At 42.0% G+C, this 23,322-nt stretch carries 20 protein-coding genes; 14 read left to right on the forward strand and 6 right to left on the reverse strand.

Annotation, left to right across the window (positions count from 1 at the left end):
- Window positions 1–121: 121 nt before the first annotated feature.
- The 5 genes from lpdA to rpsR all read left to right on the forward strand — a co-directional run bounded on the left by lpdA (window position 122) and on the right by rpsR (window position 4,212).
- On the forward strand, window positions 122–1,882 hold the full coding sequence (gene lpdA, locus SST62_RS0111205) for a dihydrolipoyl dehydrogenase (protein ID WP_029187405.1): 1,761 nt from the start codon (window positions 122–124) through the stop codon (window positions 1,880–1,882).
- 100 nt (window positions 1,883–1,982) lie between these two features.
- The gene (locus SST62_RS0111210) at window positions 1,983–2,972 is read left to right on the forward strand and encodes a lipoate--protein ligase (protein ID WP_029187406.1); all 990 of its coding nucleotides are present in this window, start codon (window positions 1,983–1,985) and stop codon (window positions 2,970–2,972) included.
- A gap of 171 nt (window positions 2,973–3,143) precedes the next feature.
- Complete coding sequence (rpsF, locus tag SST62_RS0111215) at window positions 3,144–3,434, forward strand: 30S ribosomal protein S6 (protein WP_002942403.1); 291 nt, start codon at window positions 3,144–3,146, stop codon at window positions 3,432–3,434.
- Window positions 3,435–3,445: 11 nt separating this feature from the next.
- Window positions 3,446–3,940 (forward strand): single-stranded DNA-binding protein, encoded by a 495-nt coding sequence (locus SST62_RS0111220; RefSeq protein WP_002942409.1) that lies wholly within the window; start codon window positions 3,446–3,448, stop codon window positions 3,938–3,940.
- A 32-nt stretch (window positions 3,941–3,972) separates the two neighbouring features.
- Window positions 3,973–4,212: a 30S ribosomal protein S18 gene (rpsR, locus tag SST62_RS0111225; RefSeq protein ID WP_002939250.1), complete on the forward strand. Its 240-nt coding sequence runs from the start codon at window positions 3,973–3,975 to the stop codon at window positions 4,210–4,212.
- Between the two features lie 511 nt (window positions 4,213–4,723).
- Here rpsR and SST62_RS0111230 read toward each other — a convergent pair.
- Entirely contained in the window at window positions 4,724–5,380 is a 657-nt protein-coding gene (locus SST62_RS0111230; protein ID WP_029187407.1) for a DUF1129 domain-containing protein, read from the reverse strand.
- A 15-nt stretch (window positions 5,381–5,395) separates the two neighbouring features.
- Window positions 5,396–6,340, reverse strand: a complete 945-nt coding sequence (locus tag SST62_RS0111235; protein WP_002939248.1) for a magnesium transporter CorA family protein — start codon at window positions 6,338–6,340, stop codon at window positions 5,396–5,398.
- 619 nt (window positions 6,341–6,959) lie between these two features.
- Between SST62_RS0111235 and uvrA the strand changes: the two genes are divergently transcribed.
- Entirely contained in the window at window positions 6,960–9,785 is a 2,826-nt protein-coding gene (uvrA, locus tag SST62_RS0111245) for an excinuclease ABC subunit UvrA (protein ID WP_029187409.1), read from the forward strand.
- 190 nt (window positions 9,786–9,975) lie between these two features.
- On the opposite strand, the gene SST62_RS1000000112820 is transcribed toward uvrA, so the two are convergent.
- Window positions 9,976–10,149 carry a YlcI/YnfO family protein gene (locus tag SST62_RS1000000112820; protein WP_002942417.1) on the reverse strand — a complete coding sequence of 58 codons (174 nt, stop codon included), beginning with the start codon at window positions 10,147–10,149 and terminating at the stop codon, window positions 9,976–9,978.
- Window positions 10,150–10,280: 131 nt separating this feature from the next.
- Between SST62_RS1000000112820 and SST62_RS0111255 the strand changes: the two genes are divergently transcribed.
- The 5 genes from SST62_RS0111255 to nusB all read left to right on the forward strand — a co-directional run bounded on the left by SST62_RS0111255 (window position 10,281) and on the right by nusB (window position 13,722).
- On the forward strand, window positions 10,281–11,126 hold the full coding sequence (locus tag SST62_RS0111255; RefSeq protein ID WP_029187410.1) for a DUF4839 domain-containing protein: 846 nt from the start codon (window positions 10,281–10,283) through the stop codon (window positions 11,124–11,126).
- A gap of 84 nt (window positions 11,127–11,210) precedes the next feature.
- A complete protein-coding gene (locus SST62_RS0111260) occupies window positions 11,211–12,272 on the forward strand; it encodes a M24 family metallopeptidase (RefSeq protein WP_029187411.1) in 1,062 nt (353 codons plus the stop codon).
- 63 nt (window positions 12,273–12,335) lie between these two features.
- Window positions 12,336–12,893, forward strand: coding sequence for an elongation factor P (efp, locus tag SST62_RS0111265; protein WP_002942436.1), 558 nt, complete (start codon window positions 12,336–12,338; stop codon window positions 12,891–12,893).
- 27 nt (window positions 12,894–12,920) lie between these two features.
- Window positions 12,921–13,313, forward strand: coding sequence for an Asp23/Gls24 family envelope stress response protein (locus SST62_RS0111270; protein WP_002942446.1), 393 nt, complete (start codon window positions 12,921–12,923; stop codon window positions 13,311–13,313).
- Entirely contained in the window at window positions 13,303–13,722 is a 420-nt protein-coding gene (nusB, locus tag SST62_RS0111275; RefSeq protein ID WP_002938276.1) for a transcription antitermination factor NusB, read from the forward strand. Before SST62_RS0111270 ends, nusB begins: the two co-directional genes overlap by 11 nt.
- Window positions 13,723–13,804: 82 nt before the next feature.
- Here nusB and SST62_RS0111280 read toward each other — a convergent pair whose 3' ends face one another.
- Together SST62_RS0111280 and SST62_RS0111285 are read right to left on the reverse strand one after the other, a co-directional pair.
- Complete coding sequence (locus tag SST62_RS0111280) at window positions 13,805–14,770, reverse strand: LacI family DNA-binding transcriptional regulator (RefSeq protein WP_029187412.1); 966 nt, start codon at window positions 14,768–14,770, stop codon at window positions 13,805–13,807.
- The gene (locus tag SST62_RS0111285) at window positions 14,751–16,205 is read right to left on the reverse strand and encodes a sucrose-6-phosphate hydrolase (RefSeq protein ID WP_029187413.1); all 1,455 of its coding nucleotides are present in this window, start codon (window positions 16,203–16,205) and stop codon (window positions 14,751–14,753) included. The genes SST62_RS0111280 and SST62_RS0111285 overlap by 20 nt, the downstream gene beginning before the upstream one ends.
- Before the next feature lie 206 nt (window positions 16,206–16,411).
- Here SST62_RS0111285 and SST62_RS0111290 point away from each other — a divergent pair, with 206 nt between their 5' ends.
- Together SST62_RS0111290 and scrK are read left to right on the forward strand one after the other, a co-directional pair.
- Complete coding sequence (locus SST62_RS0111290; RefSeq protein ID WP_029187414.1) at window positions 16,412–18,301, forward strand: sucrose-specific PTS transporter subunit IIBC; 1,890 nt, start codon at window positions 16,412–16,414, stop codon at window positions 18,299–18,301.
- 196 nt (window positions 18,302–18,497) lie between these two features.
- Window positions 18,498–19,379: a fructokinase ScrK gene (gene scrK, locus SST62_RS0111295; RefSeq protein WP_029187415.1), complete on the forward strand. Its 882-nt coding sequence runs from the start codon at window positions 18,498–18,500 to the stop codon at window positions 19,377–19,379.
- A 41-nt stretch (window positions 19,380–19,420) separates the two neighbouring features.
- Here scrK and SST62_RS0111300 read toward each other — a convergent pair whose 3' ends face one another.
- Window positions 19,421–22,651, reverse strand: a complete 3,231-nt coding sequence (locus tag SST62_RS0111300) for a ZmpA/ZmpB/ZmpC family metallo-endopeptidase (protein WP_029187416.1) — start codon at window positions 22,649–22,651, stop codon at window positions 19,421–19,423.
- A 63-nt stretch (window positions 22,652–22,714) separates the two neighbouring features.
- Here SST62_RS0111300 and SST62_RS0111305 point away from each other — a divergent pair, with 63 nt between their 5' ends.
- Entirely contained in the window at window positions 22,715–22,918 is a 204-nt protein-coding gene (locus tag SST62_RS0111305) for a hypothetical protein (protein ID WP_029187417.1), read from the forward strand.
- The last annotated feature ends 404 nt before the right edge of the window (window positions 22,919–23,322 follow it).

A 23,322-nucleotide genomic window follows, 5' to 3' on the forward strand; every position in this document is an offset into this window, starting at 1 on the left:
AGTTCGTGACATTTGAACACGAACTAAATGCTTCGGAATTTAGATAGTCCGCCTTGGATGCAAGCATCCTTCGTTGGACTCCTAAAATTCTGTCGCATTTGACGTTCTTTGTATCATAACTATGGCAATTGAAATTATTATGCCGAAACTTGGTGTAGATATGCAAGAAGGCGAAATCATCGAGTGGAAAAAACAAGAGGGTGATTTTGTCAACGAAGGTGATGTTATCTTGGAGATGATGTCAGACAAGACAAGTATGGAATTGGAAGCGGAAGAATCAGGTGTTCTTTTGAAAATTGTTCACGGTAACGGTGCAACTGTTCCTGTAACTGAAGTCATTGCTTACCTTGGTGCAGAAGGTGAAACAGTTGAAGTGGGTGCTGCACCTGCTCCAGCTGAAGTTGCTCAAGCAACTGCTGACTTGAAGGCGGCTGGTTTGGAAGTACCTGCAGCTCCTGCAGCAGCTCTACAAGCTCCTAAGGCTGAATTGGCAGCTGATGAGTACGACATGGTTGTTGTCGGTGGTGGTCCTGCTGGTTACTATGCCGCTATTCGTGGTGCTCAATTGGGCGGTAAAATCGCTATCGTTGAGAAATCAGAATTTGGTGGTACCTGCTTGAACAAGGGTTGTATCCCAACTAAGACCTACCTTAAGAACGCTGAAATCCTTGACGGCTTGAAGATTGCGGCTGAGCGTGGTATTAATCTTGCTTCAACTAACTACACCGTTGATATGGACAAGACAGTTGACTTCAAGAACAAGGTTGTGAAGACATTGACTGGTGGCGTTCAAGGTCTCTTGAAAGCTAACAAGGTAACGATCTTCAACGGTCTTGGTCAAGTAAACCCTGACAAGACTGTTGTCATTGGCGACAAGGTTATCAAAGGTCGTAGCATCATCCTTGCAACAGGTTCTAAAGTATCACGCATCAACATCCCAGGTATTGATTCTAAGCTGGTATTGACTTCTGACGATATCCTTGACTTGCGTGAAATTCCTAAGTCACTCACTGTTATGGGTGGTGGCGTAGTCGGTGTGGAACTTGGTCTGGTTTACGCATCATACGGTACAGAAGTAACCGTTGTTGAAATGGCTGACCGTATCATTCCAGGTATGGACCGCGAAGTGTCTGTTGAATTGCAAAAAGTCCTTTCTAAGAAAGGTATGAAATTCTTGACTTCTGTTGGTGTATCTGAAATCGTTGAAGCTAACAACCAATTGACTATCAAGTTGAATGACGGCTCAGAAATCGTTTCTGAAAAAGCCCTTCTTTCAATCGGTCGTGTACCACAATTGGCTGGTCTTGAAAATCTTAACCTTGAATTGGACCGCGGTCGTATCAAGGTCAACGAATACCAAGAAACTTCTATCCCAGGCATCTACGCACCAGGTGATGTCAACGGTACGAAGATGTTGGCACACGCTGCTTACCGTATGGGTGAAGTGGCAGCTGAAAATGCGATCCACGGTAACCACCATAAAGCTAAATTGGACTTCACACCAGCAGCGGTTTACACACACCCAGAAATCGCTATGGTTGGTTTGACAGAAGACCAAGCTATCGAGAAATACGGTAAAGAAAACATCCTTATCGGTCGCAACAGCTTCACTGGTAACGGTCGTGCCATTGCTTCTAACGAAGCACATGGTTTCGTAAAAGTTATCGCTGAGAAGAAATACCATGAAATCCTTGGTGTTCACATCATCGGTCCAGTTGCAGCTGAAATGATCAACGAAGCAGCAACCATCATGGAATCTGAGTTGACAGTTGACGACGTGGCAGCATCAATCCACGGTCACCCAACCTTCTCAGAAGTAATGTACGAAGCCTTCCTTGATGTTCTGGGTGTTGCGATTCACAACCCACCAAAACGGAAATAATAAGAGCGTCTAAAATACAATAGAAAGACAAGTCTTGTGGCTTGTCTTTTGTTATCGTTTCCACTATAATAAAAATTAGTTAACAATAAAGGAGTTTTGCATGAAATACATTGTAAATAACAGCAATGACCCAGCTTATAACATTGCCCTCGAAGCCTACGCTTTCAAGGAATTAACAGATATTGACGAAATTTTTATTCTCTGGATTAATGAGCCTGCCATCATTATCGGTAAGCACCAGAATGCTATTGAAGAAATCAACAAGGAATTCACAGACGAAAAGGGCATCCATGTTGTTCGCCGTCTGTCAGGTGGTGGCGCTGTCTATCATGACCTCAACAACCTCAACTACACCATTATCTCTAACAAGGCAGACGAGGGAGCTTTTGATTTCAAAACCTTCTCCAAGCCAGTTATCGATACTCTGGCAACACTAGGTGTAGAAGCCAACTTTACTGGCCGTAATGACCTGGAAATCGATGGTAAGAAAATCTGTGGTAATGCCCAAGCCTATGCCAAAGGACGTATGATGCACCACGGTTGCTTGCTCTTTGATGTGGATATGTCAGTCCTCGCAAGTGCCCTCAAGGTCAGCAAGGACAAGATTGAATCCAAGGGTGTCAAGTCAGTCCGTGCCCGCGTGACCAATATCAATAACGAATTGCCAGAGAAGATGACGATTTTGGACTTCAAAGATGCTATCCTCAACCAGATGAAGCAAGAATATCCAGATATGGACGAGTATGTCTTGTCAGAAGGTGACTTGGCTCGTATCAAAGAAATCCGTGATACCCAGTTTGCGACATGGGATTGGACCTACGGTCAAACACCAGAATATACAGTGGAGCGTAGCGTTCGTTACCCAGCAGGTAAAATCACAACCTACATCAAGGCCGAAAAATCTGTTATCGAATCCATCAAGATTTACGGAGACTTCTTCGGTATTGGTGATGTGTCAGACATTGAAGACTTGCTGGTTGGCACCCGCTATGAATACGCAGATGTTCTTGCCAAATTGCAAGAAATCGACACCACACAGTACTTCTCACGCATGACAACAGAAGAAGTAGCCAAAGCGATTGTGGCTTAATCTATCAGACTGTCCATGAACTTGGATAGTCTTTTCTTTCGTGAAATTGTTTTCAGTAAGCTGTTTTCACTTGCACATTTTCTATATTATGGTATAATTATTTTCTGTGAGTATCCCTCACTTACTCGTGGCTAGACCATGAGTCATTAGACCAAAAGGAGGAACATATCAATGGCTAAATACGAAATTCTTTATATTATTCGTCCAAACATTGAAGAAGAAGCTAAAAACGCTTTGGTAGCACGCTTTGACTCTATCTTGACTGACAACGGTGCAACTATCGTTGAATCAAAAGCATGGGAAAAACGTCGCCTTGCATACGAAATCAAAGATTTCCGCGAAGGTTTGTACCACATCGTTAACGTTGAAGCTAACAACGATGAAGCTCTTAAAGAGTTTGACCGTTTGTCAAAAATCAACGGCGACATTCTTCGTCACATGATTGTCAAACTTGACGCGTAAGAAGGTGTTGTATGATTAATAATGTAGTATTGGTTGGTCGTATGACCCGTGATGCAGAACTTCGTTATACTCCGTCTAACCAAGCTGTTGCGACTTTTACTTTGGCGGTTAACCGCAATTTTAAAAATCAAAACGGTGAGCGTGAAGCGGATTTTATCAACGTAGTCATTTGGCGTCAACAAGCTGAGAATTTGGCGAATTGGGCTAAGAAAGGTGCTCTGATTGGTGTTACAGGTCGTATCCAGACTCGTAGCTATGATAATCAGCAAGGGCAGCGTGTCTACGTTACTGAGGTAGTTGCAGAAAGTTTCCAACTCTTGGAAAGCCGTACTGCCCGTGAAGGTCAAGGTGGAGGCTATTCAGCTGGCAACTCGTTTGCTGGAGGAAATGACTATAACTCACCTTATCAAGCACCTGCACAATCTACACCAAACTTCGCTCGAGAAGAAAGTCCATTTGGAGCAAGCAATCCAATGGATATATCAGACGATGACCTACCATTCTAGGTCTGAAAATAATAATATAAAGGAGAACACACATGGCTCAACAACGTCGTGGCGGTTTCAAACGCCGTAAAAAAGTTGACTATATCGCAGCTAACAAAATTGAATATGTTGATTACAAAGATACTGAGCTTCTTAGCCGTTTCATTTCTGAACGTGGAAAAATCCTTCCACGCCGTGTAACTGGAACTTCAGCTAAAAACCAACGTAAAGTAACAACAGCTATCAAACGTGCTCGCGTAATGGCATTGCTACCATTCGTAAACGAAGATTAAAAAAATGGTCCAGTGGACCATTTTTTCATGAGCTCGGAAATTAGAAGGCGAATCAAGACCCTGACGGGTCTTTTTAGCTTACGACTCTTTTTAGCTTACGACCTAGAAGCTGGAAAGGCGCAATCGCCCTGTGTGGCGATTTTTTCTTGCGCTCTGGAAATGTGAAAAGCGCAATAAGAGTATGGACTGTTTTTTCATGAGCTCGGAAATTAGAAGGTGAATTGAGACCCTGACGGGTCTTTTTAGCTTGCGCTATGAAAATGTGAAATGCGCAATAGCGAGAGCGGGTTATTTTTCATGAGCTTGAAAATGAGAAAGCGAGTAATTGTCTGGTGGATTGAAACAGTCTGGGGATAGACTGTTTCAACCCGAGCCAAGAAAAAATAAAGCGAGTTACAGTCTGTGGCTAGACTGTTTCAACGGCTTGCTTAGAATACGAAAGTATATTGAGTATTCAGATTATCGTATAGATAAACAAAAGCGACTGGAATATTCCAATCGCTTTGTTTTATTATTGAACTGGGGACATGGCATTGCGAATGTTATATTTCTTTTTCAAGAGGTAGCGTGCACCGAAAGCAGCAGCTCCGATAAGAATAGTAACAAGCGGAGGGAGAACTGGGTTAAAAGCGGCCGGAATCAGTGCTGCCAGAATGAAAACGACTGACCAAGCCAGAGTAGCAAGTCCGAGAAAAGCGATAGCTTTCAGCAATTTAGGGCGTTGCCCAGTTTTAATTTGTTCTCTGTAAACGAAATGGTACATCAAGTACATCCCTGCACCAACACCGAAACCGATAACTAAGAGGGTAAAGAATCCATATTGGGCACCTTGTCCTAACAGGTTCATCAAGCCATTGATACCAGCGATGATAGCCAGCATAAAGAGACTAGAATCCAGCCACATCAACCATGGATTTTCATTGTATTCCACTTGGTCTTTCTTTTCCTGTTCAGAAATTGTCTTACTAGCAGCCCACTCACTGGGTGCTCCATAGAGATTGCGGGCAGTCACGCCAGTTTTTTGCTTTTCAATGATAGTTGGTAAAATTTCTTCCAAGAGTTCTTTGATTTCGCTATCAGACTTTCCATCTTTAATCAGTTGGTTGGTCGCAATATGGATAAATTCTTGGTTCTTTTTTGTTAATCCGTTGATTTCTGTAAATGACATGTTAATCTCCTTAGGTTAAAACCATCTCTTACGGATGAAGTAGAAGGTGAGTGATAGGCTGATTGCAAATGCGAAGAGGATAATCCACCAAAAAGCATAGGGAATATCGTTAAAAGGAATGATGTTGTCCTTAAAGTTCATACCGTATGCGGAGAAGACCATGGTTGGGATAGAGAGAACGATTGTCACTAATGCCAAGGTTTTCATGATGGTATTCTGGTTGTTAGAAATGATAGAAGCAAAGGCATGGGTCATAGAGTTCAGGATGGAACCATAGATGTCTGCCATCTCAATGGCCTGTTGGGTTTCAACCAGGGTGTCTTCCAACAAATCTTCGTCTTCTTCGTATTTTCGTAATAGGCGAGAAGAAGAAGCCAGTTTCTTGACCAACCGCTCGTTGGTTTTCAGGGAAGCCTTGAAATAGACAATGGTTTTTTCCAATTCCATGAGTACAATTAATTCTTCATTTCGAGTGGCCTCATGGAGTTGCTTCTCAATCTCTTCGCTCTTTCTGTCAATGGTCCGTAGGGCTGACAAGTAGAGTTGGGCATTGCGGTAGAGAATTTGGAAAACGAAACGAGACTTCATGAAAGTGAAGAAATTCCGTAGACGACGATGGATAAACTGCTCAAACAGTGGCAATGGTTCCAAACAAGTCGTGATAATCGCATCATCTGTTAGAATAATTCCCAAAGGAATAGTAATATAATATGTCTTGTTGTTTCGTTCTTCAAGAATTGGGACGTCGACCAGGATGAGCGTATAGTCATCTTCGACGGTGATACGAGAGGATTCTTCCGCATCGAGTGGTGCTCGCAGGTCAGCGATGTCAATTTTATAGTGCTCAGCCACTTCCATAGACTCGCTCTGGGAGGGGTTGACCAAATTAATCCAAGCCCCTGGTTCAAAGGTTTGAATTTCTTCTAAATCAGTCATGGTTGATAGAAAAATTTGTTTCATATCTTTGCCCTCCTTTTATCTTTGTTGCGTTAACGCAACCTCTATTATACCAAAAAATGTGCAGTTTCGGAAAGGTTTTATATAGAAATGTGATATAATATGTAGACATTTAAGCGAATAAGTTGTACGGATTTTTCCTTGTTCCGTATACCATAGCTTATAGCCTCTTAAGAAAGGAAATGAACACGCCCTAAACGCTGTGTGAAAAATTGCTGGTTTCTTCATGTTTAAGCATGTGGAACTGGCTTCTGCGTCGTAGACATCTGTACTTTCTTCGGTTTTCAACCTGTGAAAGCACTAGTTGTCTTGACGGGGGTGCGTCTTCGAAATCACAGATTTCGGACTTACCGCCTATTTTCACCTTACGTTTTACGGGCTCTGTATCTTTAGAAAGGAATTGAACACGGGCTAAATGCAGTGTCAAAAAGATAAACTTCCTTGTGTCTTTCAGACACATCGTCAGTTTCCTATTTTGACTGTGCATTTGACGCCCTTTGTATCTTAGAAAGGATTCGAATGCGTGCTAAAAGCGTCGAGAAAAAGACAAAATGTTTTGTCACGAAGTGACGTCACATTTTCCTATTTTCTTCTCGCTTTCTTAACGCACTTATATCATGTTATGCAAGAAAATATTGTGATTCATGGGGCGCGTGCCCATAATTTAAAAAATATTGATGTGACCATTCCGCGTGAGAAGCTGGTGGTGGTGACTGGGTTGTCGGGGTCTGGTAAGTCGAGTTTGGCTTTTGATACTCTGTATGCCGAAGGCCAACGGCGCTACGTAGAGTCCTTGTCTGCCTATGCTCGTCAGTTCTTGGGCAACATGGACAAGCCAGATGTGGATTCCATAGAGGGTCTCAGCCCTGCTATTTCCATCGACCAAAAAACGACGTCGCGGAATCCGCGTTCGACAGTCGGTACAGCGACGGAAATCAATGATTATCTCCGTTTGCTCTATGCTCGAGTTGGGGTGCCTTACTGTATCAATGGCCACGGAGCGATTGCGGCTTCTTCGGTGGAACAAATCGTTGATGAGGTCTTGGAATTGCCAGAGCGCCAGCGTTTGCAGATTCTAGCTCCGATTGTTCGGAAGAAAAAGGGGCAACACAAGACTATTTTTGAGAAAATCCAGAAGGACGGCTACGTTCGGGTGCGGGTCAATGGTGATGTCTATGATGTATCGGAAGTACCAGAATTGTCCAAGAGCAAGGCTCACAACATTGAGGTCGTGGTCGATCGGATTGTCATCAAAGAGGGCATTCGTTCGCGGCTTTTTGACTCCATTGAGGCGGCCCTGCGGATTGCGGACGGCTATGTCATCATCGACACCATGGACGAGAAGGGAATGCTTTTCTCTGAGTACTATGCCTGCCCAGTTTGTGGCTTTACGGTACCAGAGTTGGAGCCTCGTCTTTTCTCTTTCAATGCGCCTTTTGGGTCTTGTAGCGATTGTGACGGTTTGGGGATGAAGCTGGAAGTGGATACGGATTTGATTGTCCCAGATGCCAGCAAGACCTTGCGTGAGGGTGCCTTGGCTCCTTGGAATCCAATCTCATCCAACTACTATCCTCAGATGTTGGAGCAGGCCATGAACCACTTTGGTGTGGACATGGATAAGCCTTTTGAGGAATTGACGGAAGAGGAGAAGAACCTGATTTTCAACGGTTCTGATGGGAAAGAATTCCATTTCCATTATGAAAATGAGTTCGGTGGAGTGCGTGACATTGACATTCCATTCGAGGGCTTGATTACCAACATTAATCGCCGCTATCGTGAAACCAATAGTGACTATACGCGGACGGTCATGAAGGCTTATATGAATGAGCTGACCTGTGGAACCTGCCACGGCTACCGCCTCAATGACCAAGCCCTGTCTGTCAAAGTTGGTGGCGAGCAGGGACTTCATATCGGGCAGTTGTCTGACTTGTCCGTAGCGGATCATCTGGAAGTCATTGAACATCTGACCTTGTCTGAAAATGAAGCGACGATTGCGACACCGATTGTCAAGGAAATCAAGGATCGTCTGTCCTTCCTAAATAATGTTGGTCTCAATTATCTGACGCTTTCACGAGCAGCGGGGACATTGTCTGGTGGTGAGAGCCAGCGAATTCGTTTGGCGACTCAGATTGGCTCCAACCTGTCTGGTGTCCTATATATTCTGGATGAGCCGTCGATTGGTCTGCACCAGCGAGACAATGATCGTCTCATTGCCAGCTTGAAAAAGATGCGGGACTTGGGCAATACCTTGATTGTGGTGGAGCATGACGAGGACACCATGCGGGAGGCGGACTGGTTGATTGATATTGGTCCAGGTGCGGGTGTCTTTGGCGGAGAAATCGTGGCCTCTGGAACGCCTGCCCAAGTAGCTAAAAATAAAAAATCCATTACAGGCCAGTACCTGTCTGGCAAACGTGAAATTCCAGTTCCTTTGGAACGTCGTATTGGCAATGGTCGATTCTTAGAGGTGACAGGTGCCAAGGAAAACAACCTGCAAGATGTGACTGTTCGTTTCCCGCTTGGGAAATTTGTAGCGGTGACAGGGGTGTCTGGTTCAGGTAAATCAACCCTGGTCAATTCCATTTTGAAAAAAGCTATTGCACAGAAACTCAATCGCAATTCGGACAAGCCAGGTAAATTCAAGTCCATTTCAGGAATTGAACACTTGGACCGCCTGATTGACATTGACCAAAGCCCGATTGGACGGACACCGCGTTCCAACCCAGCTACCTACACAGGTGTCTTTGACGATATTCGTGACCTCTTTGCCCAGACTAATGAAGCCAAAATCCGTGGCTACAAGAAAGGACGGTTCTCCTTTAACGTCAAAGGAGGTCGTTGTGAAGCCTGCTCGGGTGACGGGATTATCAAGATTGAAATGCACTTCCTGCCAGATGTCTTTGTGCCTTGTGAAGTCTGTCATGGACATCGCTACAACTCGGAAACCTTGGAAGTACACTACAAGGAGAAGAATATCGCTCAGGTCCTTGATATGACGGTTAATGATGCGGTGGAATTCTTCAAACACATTCCCAAAATCGAACGGAAGCTCCGCACCATTCAAGACGTGGGCTTAGGCTATGTGACTTTGGGACAACCTGCGACAACCCTGTCAGGTGGGGAGGCCCAGCGGATGAAATTGGCCTCTGAACTCCACAAGCGGTCAACTGGTAAGTCCCTCTATATCTTGGACGAGCCAACGACAGGTCTGCACACTGAGGACATTGCTCAGTTGCTCAAGGTCTTGGCCCGCTTTGTCGATGACGGCAACACTGTCCTTGTCATCGAGCACAATCTGGATGTCATTAAGACGGCTGACCATATTATCGACATGGGACCAGAAGGCGGTGTCGGTGGCGGTACCGTTGTCGCGACAGGAACGCCAGAAGAAGTTGCTCAAAATCCAGCCAGCTTTACAGGCCAGTATCTGAAAATGAAGTTGAAATAAGCAAGTATCGTCATTTAGTTTTTCTTTTATTACTTGGACGAATGAGGAAACTTTGTTTCCTTATTTCCAACTTCAAACACTCCACTGGAGTGTTTGAACTCGCCTTGCCTAACTTCAGTTATGCCTGCAGCTCGTTGCCTAGTACTAAAAGTAAACTAAAAGACTATAAAAAAGAGCCATCGGCTCTTTTTTACTGCTCTTTATCCATATTATTCAAGGCATAGTCACAGGCCTGAATGACAAAGCTTGAGAAACTGACATCTTTTTTGACGATTGCTTCCTCAATTCTATCTACCAACTCTGACGGAAATCGAATGGTTTTGATTTCTGTTTCTTTTTTATCTGATTTTAATTTGAATGCCATCTATTTGCTCCTTGTTACAAGTGTATAGCGAAATAAACGAATAATAAATATCACAAAATGTATTACTATTTGTATTGCAAAAATAAATGGTGTGTAGTACAATATACCTAACAAAAGATAAAGGAGCAACTATGTTAAAGAAATTCTTATTTTTATGTCTAGCCTGTTTGGTAAGTATTAGTTTAGTAGCCTGTGGTAGCAGTAGCGAAACAACAGATACAAATAAAATTGCTATTCCAGTTGGTTCTAGTCCTGAAGAAGCAGACTATCAGTCCATTCAAAAGCAATTAGAGGATGCCGGCTTTGAAAATGTATCAACACAGAAAATCGAAGATTTGACCTTTGGAATTTTTACTAAGGATGGGGAGATTGAAAAGATTACAGTAAAGGGGACAGATAGTTTTTCGGAGGGAGACTTGTTTGAAAAGGATACGCCTATAACCATTCATTATCATACTTTTAAAGACTATAACAACTCTGAGGAGAGTACAGAAAGCAATAATGTAGAGAGTAGCTCAAGCTTAGAAAGTTCGTCTTCTAGTTCTGAACAAGAAGCAAGTACTGAAACAAGCACTAGTCAGACAGAGCAACAAACACAGGTAATCACGCCAGATAATCCAGATTTTGCCTATATTTTATCTAATCCCGATGAAGCAAAGGCCAAGGAATTTTTTGAGAAATATAAGGGGGTAATTGTCGAATTTGATGGACATGTCGCTCATGTTATGCCTCACGGAAGTTACGATACTCGCTTTGATTATTTGATTGAAGGTGGAGATTGGGTTGATGAAAACACCTCTAATTATTTTGGAGTACCAATGAAATTTGAAAATGTTAACTTTTATGATTTAAAACTCGTAGATGATACAGATTCAGTTCAGTTGGGACAGAACCTTCATATCAAAGCTAGAATTACTGGTGTAGCTAAATTAGGACAACTCATATTCTTGGAACCTGTTGAGCTGCGTTCTCGTTAAAAATAGGACTACTGTCTTTTGGCAGTAGTTTTTCTTATTCATAATTTTCTGCTATAATAGTTAAAAAATCATTGGAGGAATAGGATGCAAAAAAGACTTGAAAAATTCGAAGCAAAATTAGCTCAATCAACTGTTGATGGAATCTTGGTAACTGGTCAAAACAATATTTACTACCTAACTGGTTTTTGGGGAACAGAGGCGACTGTCTTCATCAGTGGCAAACGTCGTTTGTTTGTGACGGACGCACGCTATACCTTGATTGCCAAGGCGACAGTGCAAGGCTTTGATATTATCGACAGCCGTTTTGCTCTTGAAGAAATTGCTAAGGTGATTAGGGAAGATGGACTTGAAAAGCTTGGTTTTGATAGCGAAGTGACCTATGGTTTCTATCAATATCTGACCAGCATTTTTGAGGGGTATCAGTTGGTCGCTATGTCCAACTTTATCGAAGACTTGCGTATGATTAAGGATGAGAAAGAAATTGCGACCATTCGCCGTGCATGTCAAATTTCGGATCAGGCTTTTATTGATGTTCTTGACTTTATCAAACCAGGTCAGACGACTGAGATGGACGTCAATCATTTCCTTGACCACCGCATGCGTCAACTCGGTGCAGAAGGGGCATCATTTGAGTTCATCGTGGCATCTGGCTACCGCTCTGCTATGCCTCATGGAAGAGCGTCTGAAAAGGTTATCCAAACGGGTGAGACCTTGACGCTGGATTTTGGTTGCTATTACCAGCATTATGTCAGCGATATGACACGGACCATCCATATCGGTCATGTGACAGATCAAGAGCGTGAGATTTACGATGTGGTCTTGCGTGCCAATAAGGCTTTAATTGAGCAGGCCAAAGAAGGCGTCACCTACCGCGAGTTTGATGCTATTCCTCGTGAGATTATCAATGCGGCGGGTTACGGAGCCAACTTTACACACGGCATCGGTCACGGTATCGGCTTGGATATTCATGAATATCCGTATTTTGGAAAATCTGACGAGACTATCAAGGCAGGTATGGTCTTGACGGATGAGCCTGGTATCTATTTGGATGACAAATATGGTGTCCGTATCGAAGATGACCTATTGATTACGGAAAACGGTTGTGAAGTCTTGACATTAGCACCCAAGGAATTGATTGTCATTTGAGAAATTTGACAGTTTGTGGTAAAATAAAACGAATAAATAAAATTTGAAGAGGTATTCAATACAATGATTGAAGCAAGTAAACTTAGAGCAGGTATGACCTTCGAAGCTGAAGGTAAATTGATTAAAGTTTTGGATGCAAGCCACCACAAACCAGGTAAAGGAAACACCATCATGCGTATGAAATTGCGTGATGTACGTACAGGTTCAACCTTCGATACAACTTACCGTCCAGATGAAAAATTTGAACAAGCTATTATCGAAACAGTTCCAGCACAGTACCTTTACCAAATGGATGACACAGCTTATTTCATGAATACTGAGACTTACGATCAGTATGAAATTCCAGTAGCGACCATCAAAGAAGAATTGCTCTATATCTTGGAGAATTCCGATGTGAAGATCCAGTTCTACGGAACAGAAGTGATCGGTGTTACTGTACCAACAACTGTTGAATTGGTCGTTGCAGAAACACAACCATCTATCAAAGGTGCGACTGTTACAGGTTCAGGTAAACCAGCTACGATGGAAACAGGTCTTGTCGTCAACGTACCAGACTTTATCGAAGCAGGTCAAAAACTCGTTATCAACACAGCAGAAGGAACTTACGTATCACGTGCTTAATCGTTTCCTCTTAAGAAAGGAGAGCCTATGACAACAGAATATCAAGGCGAGATTGTTATCGCACCTCGCGTCCTTGAAGTAATTACAGGCATTGCTGCAGCGAAAGTTGATGGAGTACATTCTCTTCAAAATAAGCGTGTAGCAGACAGTTGGTCAAAAACATCGTTAAATAAAGGTGTTTATCTTGAAACTGACGAGGAAGGTCGAGTGACTGCGGATATTTACGTCTATCTAGAATATGGTGTAAATGTTCCTGCCGTATCAATGGACATCCAGCGTGCAGTCAAGACAGCAGTTTACAATTATGCAGAAGTTCAAGTGGCTGCGGTTAATATCCATGTCAGCGGCATTGTTCCTGATAAAACACCAAAACCAGCATTGAAAGATTTATTCGGAGAGGATTTCCTTGATGAAGAATAACAGACATGCCCTGCGTAAGTGTGCTTTGCAGGCAATCGTATCACTTGAATTTGGTCAAGAACCTGTTCAGGCAGCTCAGTTTTCTTATCTTTATGATAGAGAGGAAGAGCAAGAAGGAGTTGAAATTCCGCTCTTTCTCCTTAACCTTGTCAATGGTGTCGCAGACTATCGTGATGACTTGGATAAGGAGTTGTCTAGCCGATTAAAAGCAGGATGGACCTTAGACCGTTTAACCTTGATTGACAAGAATATCATGCGACTAGGCCTATTTGAAATCTTACATTTCGAAGAAACACCAGACCGTGTTGCTGTTAACGAGGCTATTGAATTGGCTAAAGAATTTTCTGATGAATCTTCAGCTAAGTTTGTCAATGGAGTTTTGAGCCAGTTTATTAAAGAAGAAGCCTGATGAGCTTCTTTTTTACTTGAGAAACAAGAGAATGTATCACAAAAAAGCTGTACCTAATTTTTTTATTAGGCACAGCTTTTTTTTATATACTAGCTCCTGCTAGTAGGCTAATCGGTAGGATATAGTCTGTTTTTGTCAGTTTTTTTCCTTCGATTTTATCAACTAATAGTTCAACCAGCAGGCGAGCTATTTCGGTTAATGGTTGCTTGATGGTTGTCAGTTGAGGATAGTAGTTTTCGATGAAACTTGTTCCATCATAACCAATCAATTTAATATCTTCTGGAATAGACAGATTCAATGAACGAATGACGTTCCATACCAGCATAGCCGTTGCATCGCCAGATACAAAGATACCATCTGGTTTTTGTTTTTCAAGAATGGCTCGGATTTCCATCTCCTTGCGCACAGGTGAGAAATCACTGGAGATATGAAAAACTTCGGCTTTGTTCAAAATAGATGTGAAACCTACTTGGCGAAGGCCGGTAGGTGAATTGGAATCATCGTTTCCAGTAATCATTAATGGATTGTGACATCCCGCTTTTTGTAAGGTTTGGGCAGCTAATACCCCACCAGCAAAATTATCTGAAGAGACAATGGGAATGGAAGGAGAGAGGTTGCGGTCAAAAGCGATAATTGGAGCTACGACACGGTCGTAGTCTTGGATACCGAGATTGTGACTGCCCGAGATAATCCCATCTACTTGGTTAGCTGCTAACATTTCCAGATACTCACGTTCCTTATCGGACTCGTGCTGGCTATTGCAAATAATGGTTTTATAGCCTCGATCAAAAAGCTCTTTTTCTAAATGGCTAATCAATTCAGAATAAAAAATATTGTTTATTGTTGGGAAGATGAGACCAACTAATTTTGCAGATTTACCTTGTAAACTACGAGCTACATTATTAGGTTTGTAGCCTAGTTCACGCATAGCCTCTTCGACATTGCGAATGGTTTTTTCAGATAGGTATCCTTTTTTATTGATAACGCGCGAGACAGTTGTTGGGCTGACCCCAGCTAACTGTGCGACATCAGTTAGTTTTGCGACCATAATCTAAATGGTAGTAGGTTCCGGTCGGATTACCAGTCGTAATGACGATACCAGACTGATCCGCATTAGGGAAGACACGACCAGAAAATACTTTCTCTCCTTTATTGATGAAAATTTCAAAGACTGATTTGTCAATGAATATATTGGCAGTTAATGGACCTGCCTCAATAGCACATGAGCGACTTGTACCGAAATCTAAAGCAAATGGCTGGCCACAATGTTCACGGTCCACTGTGATCTGTCCCTTCTCTGTATCGACAGTCAAGACAAGACCCTGCTTGTCTTCATTTGCGAAAAGTACTATTTCATACTTAGTATCTGCTGAAAAATCAAGTTCCAATTCGTAAACATTATTGGTTTCTTTTTTGGCTGAAAATGGCTGAGCTTCTTGGCGAAGGCTGGTAATGGCTTTCACAGGGTACTGATAAAGTTTACCGTCCTTGATAGATAATTCTTTAACCAATGACAGACAGCCTTGGTAGTCATAAGCATCGGTTGGGTATTCCACATCTGGAAGAGCCAGCCAGCTAACAGATAGAGTTCGACCGTCTGGTGCATTAAAGGCCTGGGTTGCATAGCACTCAAAACCATAGTCCAGATTGATCAATTCACTCGGTTCAACAATAGTTGCTGTTTCAGGGTCAAAACTCTGTCCAATTTTATACATGTTGGGATAGATATTGCCATAGTCCAAGACTTCTTTGTCCAAACCTTGTGGGCAGTAGAGAAGGATTGGTTGCTCACCGACAAAAGCAATATTTGGACATTCCATCATGTAGGCTGTCATATCATTGGCAAAATCCAAGTCACCGACCAAGGTCCAGTTGAGGTAGTCGTTATTTTCAGCTTTATAAAGTTTGACAATTCCCTTTTTCTCCAGATTTTGTCCACCGACGATAGCGTAATATTGCCCTTTATAGTCGAAAATTTGTGGATCACGGAAATGGTCGGTGGTATCTTCTGGTTGCTCAATCAAGACTTTATCAATCTTTTCAATCTTACCATCTTTATCCATCAAGGCACCGATTTGGTATGGATGGCGAACCCAATTTTCATCGCGGACATTTCCAGTATAGAAGAGGAAGAGCTTGTCGCCAAATTCCATGGCAGAGCCAGAGTAGGCACCGTGGCTATCAAGTGGTGTATCTGGGTACATAACCGTACCAGTTTCTTCAAAATGGACCAGATCCGTTGACTCTGTATGGACCCAAGATTTTAATCCGTGCGCAGCACCGAATGGGAAGTATTGGTAAAAAAGCGTCCACTTTCCATTAAAATAAGAAAATCCATTTGGATCATTCAACAGTCCATGTGGTGTTTCAATATGGAAGTTGGTCCTCCAAGGTGAACTCTCTGTATTCTTCTTTATTTTTTCAATATATTCGGGTGTCCAGTCAGCATAAGCCCTGTAACGCTCCTCTGTTGTAAATGCCATAATTTTCTCCAAATTTTCTAGTTTTTCATTAATATAGTAAACGTTTTCTTGTAAAAAATCAAGTTTTAACAATGTTTTTAAGAAATTCAAAAAAAAATGTGATAAACGTTTGACATATTTTATAAAAGTGATATAATAAAACCATCGAAAGTTTGAAAACACTTTCAAAAAAATAAAAAAATATTTAATAAGGAGATTTTTGCAAGATGAATAATACAGAAATTGCAAAAAAAGTCATTGACGCCCTTGGTGGACGTGAGAACGTACGCAGTGTTGCCCACTGTGCGACTCGCCTTCGTGTCATGGTTGTTGATGAAGGAAAAATCGACAAGGATACAGTCGAAGACATCGAAAAAGTACAAGGTGCTTTCTTCAACTCTGGTCAATACCAAATCATCTTTGGTACTGGTACAGTAAACAAAATCTACGATGAAGTGGTTGCCCTTGGTTTGCCAACAGCGACTACTGGTGAGCAAAAAGCTGAAGCTGCTAAACAAGGCAATGCTTTCCAACGTGCTATCCGTACTTTCGGTGACGTATTCGTTCCAATCATTCCTGCTATCGTAGCAACTGGTCTTTTCATGGGTCTTCGTGGTCTTCTTGGAGCTCTTGGTTATACTCTTCCAGAAGATTTGAACGTTTACTCACAAATCTTGACAGATACAGCATTCATCGTATTGCCAGCCTTGGTAGTATGGTCAACCTTCCGTGTATTCGGTGGTAACCAAACAATTGGTATCGTTCTTGGTATGATGCTCATTGCTGGTCAATTGCCAAACGCTTGGGTTGTAGCATCAGGTGGCGATGTGAAACCAACTATCTTCTTCGGTTTCATCCCAGTTGTTGGTTTGCAAGGTTCAGTATTGCCAGCCTTCATCATCGGTTTGATTGGTGCTAAATTTGAAAAAGCTGTCCGCAAGGTTGTTCCAGAAGTTCTTGACCTCTTGGTAACGCCATTCGTGACCTTGTTTGTAATGTCTATTCTTGGCTTGTTTGTCATTGGTCCAGTCTTCCACGTGGTTGAAAACTACATCTTGGCTGGTACACAAGCTATCTTGAACTTGCCAATGGGTCTTGGTGGTCTCCTTATCGGTGGTGTTCACCAAGTCATCGTTGTATCAGGTGTTCACCATATCTTCAACTTCTTGGAAGCTCAATTGGTAGCAAACACTGGTGCTAACCCATTCAACGCTATCATCACTGCAGCTATGACAGCACAAGGTGCTGCTACAGTAGCGGTTGGTGTGAAAACTAAAAATCCTAAATTGAAAGCTCTTGCTTTCCCAGCAGCTCTTTCTGCCTTCCTCGGTATTACTGAGCCAGCTATCTTCGGTGTTAACTTGCGTTTCCGCAAACCATTCCTTCTTTCATTGGTTGCTGGTGCCATCGGTGGTGCTGTAGCATCTCTTCTTGGTCTTGCCGGTACAGGTATGGGTGTTACTATCATCCCAGGTTTGACACTTTACGCAGGTAATGGTCAAATTCTTCCATACATCCTTATGGTTGCTGTATCATTTGCTCTTGGTTTCGCTTTGACTTACCTCTTCGGTTATGAAGATGAGGAGAAAGACGTAAAAAAGTCTAGTGCTTCTGCACAAGAAACAGCTGAAACGCTTGAAGAAGCAGAAACAGGACTTGTAGCTGAAGAAACTCTTGTATCTCCACTTTCAGGTGATGTTGTTGCTCTTGAAAATGTAAATGACCCGGTCTTCTCATCAGGAGCTATGGGTAAAGGTTTGGCTGTTAAACCGTCTGAGGGTGTTGTTTACGCTCCAGCAGATGCAGAAGTAACAATTGCTTTTGAAACAGGTCACGCTTATGGCTTGAAAACAGCTTCAGGTGCTGAAATCTTGATCCATATCGGTATTGATACAGTATCAATGAACGGTAACGGTTTTGAGAAATTGGTTGCAGCTGGCGACAAGGTTAAAGCTGGCGATGCAATTGCAAAATTCGATGCAGCTAAGATTGCTGAAGCTGGTCTTGATGATACAACCATGATTATCGTGACAAACACTGCAGACTTTACAGAAGTAACTCCACTTGCAGAGGGAACAATCGCTCACGGTGCGGACTTCTTGAAAGTTGCTAAATAATTCTAGCCCCCCTCTTTGCTTTCATTACTTCGTTAACTCGCTTTGGCGTACTTCAGTACAGCCTTCAGCTCGTTGCCTAGTACTGAAAGTAAGATGAGAGCCTAGAAGTAAAAATATTTAGAAAAAGGCGGTAAGCCTTTTTCTTCTGTTATTATCTATGGTATAATAGAACAGATAAAAAATGGGAGATATTCACATGACAAAACTTTACGGAAGCTTGGAAGCTGGTGGTACAAAATTTGTTTGTGCTGTTGGTGATGAGAATTTCCAAGTAATTGAAAAAACGCAATTTCTAACGACGACTCCTTATGAAACGATTGAGAGAACGGTTGAATTCTTCAAGCGCTATGAAGATCGTTTGGCAGGTATTGCGATTGGTTCTTTCGGTCCAATTGATGTTGATCAAAACTCACAGACTTATGGTTATATCACTTCGACACCAAAACCACACTGGTCAAATATTGATTTACTTGGTCTGATTGCTAAGGAATTTAACATTCCATTCTACTTCACGACAGATGTGAATTCATCAGCTTTTGGTGAAACATTGGTTCGTAAAGGGGTAAAGAGCTTAGTTTACTATACAATTGGTACAGGTATTGGTGCAGGTGCTATTCAAAATGGTGAGTTTATCGGTGGCTTGGGTCATACCGAAGCGGGTCATACTTACGTTGCCCTACACCCTTACGATGTAAAACATGAATTTAAAGGGATGTGTCCATTCCACAATGGGTGTTTGGAAGGCTTAGCTGCAGGTCCTTCTCTTGAAGGCCGTACAGGTATTCGTGGTGAATTGATCGAGTTAAATTCAGACGTTTGGGATGTGCAGGCTTACTACATTGCTCAAGCAGCCGTACAGGCAACCTTACTTTATCGTCCGCAAGTAATTGTATTTGGTGGAGGAGTTATGGCTCAAGAGCACATGCTTAATCGTGTACGTGAGAAGTTTGTCGGTTTGATGAACGATTATCTCCCAACACCAGATGTCAAAGAATATATCGTGACGCCAGCTGTTGCTGAAAATGGTTCTGCAACTCTTGGAAACTTTGCTTTGGCAAAACAGGTATCAGAAAAGTAATATAAAAAGTTAGGGACTAGAAATAATCCCTAACTTTTTTCTTATTCTGTAAAAATACTAGTTCTATAATCATCTGTAAGTTTTAGATAGGCATCGTGTAACAATCCTTTTAATTCAGAAACTTTCGTATTTTCTGTTGTAAAATTACCTGCAGCAATATCGGCTAGGACAGCTTGATCCATCAATTCTTGCAATTGCTCATAGTTGGCTACCGTGAGCTCCTGCCCATCATAGTTGATGGTAACAGGTTTTAGGAAAGCAAGTTTTTGGACGCGTTCTTGGTACATCGCTTTCTTGAAAGTCTTATAATCGCCATTGTATTCAGGGAGAATATTGGTAAAGATGAGTGAATCAGGAACGACATCGCTATCTGCTTGTTTGTATTGGTTAGACATGTAAGGTACCATGCCATTTTCATATCCTTTTTCAGCTAGAAGTTCAAATGCTGTACGTCGAAAAGAAAGATCACCAGGAACACGCTCGGTTGTTGCGGTAGCCCAGATAGGAGCAAAGAGACTTAGTTTGTGATAGCCGTTGTTCATCACCTCTTCAGGATTATCAGGGTCTCGCTCAATGCGATTTGCAGATTCACGACGGACGGTCACATCATTATCAACAAGGTCATCAACAGTTTTTAGCTCGATGCTATTCCATTCTTCATCTGTGAAATCACGTTTAAGGTTTACTCCGTAAGGTCCATACTCTTCCGCACCTGGGATGATTTTTTCTTTCGTTTCTAATTTGTGAAACCATTGGCGTTGAGTGTCTTTATCCTGTTTTAAAATAGCTGTACCTTCGGCGTATTCTAATGTGTAGATGAGATCGAATAAGCCCTGCATATATTGTTGTAAATCTGTTGAATTTTGGAAGCGTTCAGGACTAACATTGTGGTAGCGAGTGCCAGTATAACCTGAATAATCAGATAGAGAATTAAAGCCGATGATTGGATAGTCGACGCGGTCTGGTGCTTGTAACATTCCTTCAGGAAATGCTTCAAGTTGCATACCAGCTCTTCGGTTATGACCGAGTAAGAATTTATCATAATCAAATGCGTGAACCATCTCGTGCGTGAGTGTTACGGCGCCATCTGTTCCGAGTAATGGGGTGATGACAAAGTTGACTTCCTGTCTCCAAGCATAAGCACCGGCCCAAGTGAGTTCAGGAAGGAAGTAGGTTCCAGAAGGACCGAAAACTTCTTGAATGACAGCTGTCGTCTCAGCGGTAGCGTCATTTTGCATTTTATCAACAAATTCAGGAGTGAGCTTGCCTGTATCGGAATACCAAACACCTTTCCAAGCGTAAGAAGAGGCGTCGTAGGCGTAATTGCCGTGTCCTCCCCATACTGGCTGGAAGTAGAGTAAGGTATGCTTATGATAATCAGGCAGGATACGGTACCACATGTCGTAATGAGCACGATACAACTCGGCATCTGCCAGGATTTGATCTTTTATTTTGGAGAGTTCGGCCTGATAGGCTTCGGGATTGCTTAGTTTTAGAGATTGATCAATGTAACGATCGTAGGAACTAAAGATGAGATTTGATAGGTTTGAAATGATGTAAACATTGTCCTCGCTCGTTGTTAATAGCGGGAGTAACATATTTGGATAGGTATCGCGGATACGAGGCGTAATTACTTCTTCAGGGATTTGAGGATCTTTTAATCGCTCATAGACATTTAGTCTGCTGTTGTCTTCATCGCTAAGAACGGTAGATTTAGTCTCTACGATAAAGGCATCTGTCGTTTGTTTGAACCAATCGTTATCAGACATTTCAGGTAAAAAGATTTCTCGATAGGCTTCAAGGAAATCAGTCAGGGATGCCTTGTCTGTGACAGATGCAAAGTTCTCTGCATAGGAAAAATAACTTTTTTGCGGACTGTAACTCTGGTAGTCATTTTGTCCAAAAGTTATGAGAGCATCTAGTGAATCCGCTTCTCCTCCGAAGAAATCCGTATGGAACATTGTTAATTCCTTGCTATTAATTTCTCCGTAATCAATATCGTACCATCTATCGAGGTAGGCTAAACTGAGTAAGATAATTTCTTTATTCTCTTCGATGGTACGAATGGTTTGTGTGACTGATTCTGGATCATCTAGTTTAACAGACTCATCATTTATTAACGCTTTTTTTAGATAGTCACGAATATTTGTCTTAACTTTGTTAAATGGTTCTTCTAGATAGAGACGGTCCATTTGCTGCTCTTGATTTTCTGTAATGGAGAGAGCGGTATACATATTTTCAGAACGAAATTCAACCGCTTGTAGGCTTGGAACTACCTTGTCTAGAATGTCAGAGTAGTCTTGTAATGTTTGGAGAGGTGAATAAGTAACTCCCCAATCCGCTACTTGGTAGTAAGCACGTTTATCTTTGTTTTCTGTATATTGGAGTGGGAAAAATAAGGTGCTGCCATCTTCAAAGTGAGCTAGGAGTGTATTGATGTTTTCCTCTCTTCCCTGTATATCAGAAATAATGGTTTTGTCGGCCATGGGGACAAGGCTGATCATTTTACTACTAGCCAATTTGTGGTCTGCACCAATATTGTTGGCAGCCTTTCTTAGTTGCTGGTTGTCGCTTGTTGGATCTAATTTTTTTAGATTGAAGAGCAAGGTTTCATTATCTATAGCGCTATCGGTACTATCTTGTTGCTGAGATGATGCAGTTGTGGAAGAGCTCTCTTTATTCTCGGTAGATTGTGGACCTATATCTTTGTCAGTGACATAGCCTACATACTGATACAGCTTTATGTTACTTGGATCAGGGAGTTGGTCTCCGACTTTGAGCTGATGAACCTGATTGTAGCCTGCAAGTAAATTGCCTTCTAGAGCCTGGATGCTCTGGATAGGTAGAATAGAACCAGTGGCGGTCAGAAGAAGGATGGATGAAATAATCCTTTTCTTTTTGCCTTTTCCGGCCAAACTTATTCCTAGAACTAGAAGAAGTCCCCCTCCAATCGTTAATAGATTGATCCCAGTCTCCCCTGTAGCTGGAAGAATCCCAAATATTTTTTTAGGTTCGGTCTTGTAGATGAGATAGATTGTTTGATTCTCCGTAGCTGTTTCTTTGGAAGGTGAGACAGTTTTCAGCTTAGATAAGACAGAATCCTTCTCTGAACTTGTTAGTTCATCTTGTGCAATATAGTGATATTGAACAGATACCGTCGATGCATCATTTGCGTAAACTATAGGAGGCTGGCTTCCCCATAGGCTACTCACTATGGCTACTGTAGTACTAGATATGGCTAGTTGTTTAAGAGCGATTTTCTTGGTATACATTTTCCTCTCCTTTTTACATATTTACTTGTACAATCAGATTATACTACTTGTAAGAAGAAAAAAATGCCAAATCGTTCACATTTTTGGGGCAATAGTGCATATTTTTTAAAAATTTTAAATGGTATATTTTTACTAGAGATAGAGGCTGGTATCCTGGAATTTATTTTAGTAATTGGTGTCTTAATCATGTTCTTTTTGGGAGTGGGAAAGACCTCAGCCATTCATAGAAGAGTTCCCCTCACTTCCAAACATTTAGGTTTGGGCTAAAATAGTCCACTGGACTATTTTACTTCCACCCCCGCACAGCTCAAACTGCCTGGGAGACAGTTTGAGGTTGGAGATAAAGCGAACTTTGTTCGCAACAGTCGTAATGGTTAGATTTGGAGTGTAAAACACGAAGTGCTGAGATTTGCAAAGCAAATCCTATCTCCCACCTTTAACAGTCTCCCAGACTGTTAAAGCCAATCAACCACTGCGCTGAGATGTTGACACGAACTCTGACTAGTGGAGCTGGGCTTTTTGCCCAGCCTCGTGTAGAAATTTTTCCAGATTTGTTTGTTTTATTGTGTTTTTATCTAAGAATACTGTGTATCCTAGCACGCCAAACGCATGAAGAAAAATTCGTTTTCAGAAAACGAAAATCATAACCAAACATCAATCAAAGTAGTACA

This window comes from Streptococcus suis YS56 (assembly GCF_000440115.1).
GTDB classification, from domain to species: Bacteria; Bacillota; Bacilli; order Lactobacillales; family Streptococcaceae; genus Streptococcus; species Streptococcus suis_L.

What these genes read in the sequence shown, in the direction of transcription:
- lpdA (WP_029187405.1), top strand. Translation starts at nt 122, where the DNA reads ATGGCAATTGAAATTATTATGCCGAAACTTGGTGTAGATATGCAAGAA.
- SST62_RS0111210 (WP_029187406.1), top strand. Translation starts at nt 1,983, where the DNA reads ATGAAATACATTGTAAATAACAGCAATGACCCAGCTTATAACATTGCC.
- rpsF (WP_002942403.1), top strand. Translation starts at nt 3,144, where the DNA reads ATGGCTAAATACGAAATTCTTTATATTATTCGTCCAAACATTGAAGAA.
- SST62_RS0111220 (WP_002942409.1), top strand. Translation starts at nt 3,446, where the DNA reads ATGATTAATAATGTAGTATTGGTTGGTCGTATGACCCGTGATGCAGAA.
- rpsR (WP_002939250.1), top strand. Translation starts at nt 3,973, where the DNA reads ATGGCTCAACAACGTCGTGGCGGTTTCAAACGCCGTAAAAAAGTTGAC.
- SST62_RS0111230 (WP_029187407.1), bottom strand. Translation starts at nt 5,380, where the DNA reads ATGTCATTTACAGAAATCAACGGATTAACAAAAAAGAACCAAGAATTT.
- SST62_RS0111235 (WP_002939248.1), bottom strand. Translation starts at nt 6,340, where the DNA reads ATGAAACAAATTTTTCTATCAACCATGACTGATTTAGAAGAAATTCAA.
- uvrA (WP_029187409.1), top strand. Translation starts at nt 6,960, where the DNA reads ATGCAAGAAAATATTGTGATTCATGGGGCGCGTGCCCATAATTTAAAA.
- SST62_RS1000000112820 (WP_002942417.1), bottom strand. Translation starts at nt 10,149, where the DNA reads ATGGCATTCAAATTAAAATCAGATAAAAAAGAAACAGAAATCAAAACC.
- SST62_RS0111255 (WP_029187410.1), top strand. Translation starts at nt 10,281, where the DNA reads ATGTTAAAGAAATTCTTATTTTTATGTCTAGCCTGTTTGGTAAGTATT.
- SST62_RS0111260 (WP_029187411.1), top strand. Translation starts at nt 11,211, where the DNA reads ATGCAAAAAAGACTTGAAAAATTCGAAGCAAAATTAGCTCAATCAACT.
- efp (WP_002942436.1), top strand. Translation starts at nt 12,336, where the DNA reads ATGATTGAAGCAAGTAAACTTAGAGCAGGTATGACCTTCGAAGCTGAA.
- SST62_RS0111270 (WP_002942446.1), top strand. Translation starts at nt 12,921, where the DNA reads ATGACAACAGAATATCAAGGCGAGATTGTTATCGCACCTCGCGTCCTT.
- nusB (WP_002938276.1), top strand. Translation starts at nt 13,303, where the DNA reads ATGAAGAATAACAGACATGCCCTGCGTAAGTGTGCTTTGCAGGCAATC.
- SST62_RS0111280 (WP_029187412.1), bottom strand. Translation starts at nt 14,770, where the DNA reads ATGGTCGCAAAACTAACTGATGTCGCACAGTTAGCTGGGGTCAGCCCA.
- SST62_RS0111285 (WP_029187413.1), bottom strand. Translation starts at nt 16,205, where the DNA reads ATGGCATTTACAACAGAGGAGCGTTACAGGGCTTATGCTGACTGGACA.
- SST62_RS0111290 (WP_029187414.1), top strand. Translation starts at nt 16,412, where the DNA reads ATGAATAATACAGAAATTGCAAAAAAAGTCATTGACGCCCTTGGTGGA.
- scrK (WP_029187415.1), top strand. Translation starts at nt 18,498, where the DNA reads ATGACAAAACTTTACGGAAGCTTGGAAGCTGGTGGTACAAAATTTGTT.
- SST62_RS0111300 (WP_029187416.1), bottom strand. Translation starts at nt 22,651, where the DNA reads ATGTATACCAAGAAAATCGCTCTTAAACAACTAGCCATATCTAGTACT.
- SST62_RS0111305 (WP_029187417.1), top strand. Translation starts at nt 22,715, where the DNA reads ATGCCAAATCGTTCACATTTTTGGGGCAATAGTGCATATTTTTTAAAA.